Below are 1,422 nucleotides of genomic sequence, written 5' to 3'. Positions count from 1 at the left end.
TTTAGTTGAGGAAGCAAAATAGAAACAAAACAACTTAGAAAAATTATGCCGCACATCCGCACCGGAAAAGCGCTAAAACAAACACCCAGCCTATCTGGTGCGGCATAATCTTTTCTGCGGCATTATGAATCTTATGCCGATATCGGCATAAGATTCACTCCGTCGGCCATCCCCAAAGGCTGAACCGCTTCACAGACAAGGCTGCCCGCTTCGGGGACGAGGACTACAGCAAAGAGGAGCTGATAGCCGAGATGGGGGCCAGCTTCCTCTGTGCCTTCACTGGCATCCAGGAGGAGGTGTTCGAGAACTCAGTGGCTTACCTGCAGGGATGGGTGAGCAAATTCAAAGACGATAAGACGATGATCATCTACGCCGGCACCAAAGCCTTCAAAGCCGCCAGCTACATCCTGAACCTGAAGGCAGAGGAAAGCAAGGAAGCGCTGCCTGCCGTGGCCATGGCCGCTTAAAGAGAGAATAGGCGATGTCTAGCGTAATTGGGCAACGTGACAAAGCAAAAGAGGCTGCTCTAAAAAGGCAGCCTCTTTGTTTGACATCATACAACGTCAGCAGTGAACCGTTCCGGGTTCTGGTATATGATAAAAAGAGCAGGAGGCCCTTGAGGCGCGCAAGGTAATAAATAATTCCATTTACAAATATGTAGCGAAGGATATTTTTGTGCCGCCTATTTCCTTGCTGTGCTAACCGCTGCACGAGCCGGCGCCAGGGCAGAGAAAGTGCCGCTAATCAGGCACTTGCTATTGTCCTTGTTGCGGGTACCAGCTGCGCCAACATGTCCCGGTGCCGGGTTAGCATGAGTTGCAGCACAAAGCCCATCAGCGCATCGTCTTTCAGCGTGCTGTCCCTGTATGCCATAAACTTCCTGAAGCTAGCCGGATCATGCTCCCTGATAAAGCCGGTCAGGCGGTAGTAAAGGTCCAGAGCCTGCTTCTTGCCCAGGGCGAGGTTTAGGTATTCATAAGCTGCTGTTTCCATGGCTCTTTGAAAGCAACGAAGTTAATATATTGTAATTTATTATACTAATATAAATATAATAAAATATAAACAGCCATTAATTTATCTTTGCCAATGATGGGGCCATTTTTATATCCTGATAAAAGTGGTTTTGCAAGCAGAATAACGCTTCTAGTATGACGGAGAAAAAGCAGGATGAATATTTTATTTATTCAAGGTTTCTTCCTCTTGTTTAGCCTAGGGCTGGAGTTCAGCTTCAAAAGCTGATGAAGGTTGGTGGGGCAACGCTTCTGGAGGTCGTGGTGGGCTATCTCATAAGTATATTTATGAACTGTGTCAAAAAGCAAGTGTTTTCGTCTGTTTTTTAGCAGTTACATTCAACTATTTGCACAGTAAACCTCCCCTGAATTTACGATACCAAACACCTGCTTAAGTAGTTTATTAATCACC

General features: G+C 46.5%; 2 protein-coding genes. One reads left to right on the top strand and one right to left on the bottom strand.

Annotation, left to right across the window (positions count from 1 at the left end; genetic code table 11):
* The first annotated feature begins 128 nt into the window (after nt 1-128).
* On the top strand, nt 129-467 hold the full coding sequence (locus tag DXT99_RS26710; protein WP_115568649.1) for a zincin-like metallopeptidase domain-containing protein: 339 nt from the start codon (nt 129-131) through the stop codon (nt 465-467).
* 277 nt (nt 468-744) lie between these two features.
* Here the strand turns inward: DXT99_RS26710 and DXT99_RS26705 are convergent, their stop codons facing one another.
* A complete protein-coding gene (locus tag DXT99_RS26705; protein ID WP_115568648.1) occupies nt 745-993 on the bottom strand; it encodes a hypothetical protein in 249 nt (82 codons plus the stop codon).
* Nucleotides 994-1,422: the final 429 nt, after the last annotated feature.

The organism is Pontibacter diazotrophicus (genome assembly GCF_003367245.1).
Classification (GTDB): domain Bacteria; phylum Bacteroidota; class Bacteroidia; order Cytophagales; family Hymenobacteraceae; genus Pontibacter; species Pontibacter diazotrophicus.
Note: the sequence above shows the minus strand (reverse complement) of the source record. Positions and strands in the feature narration are given on the sequence as shown.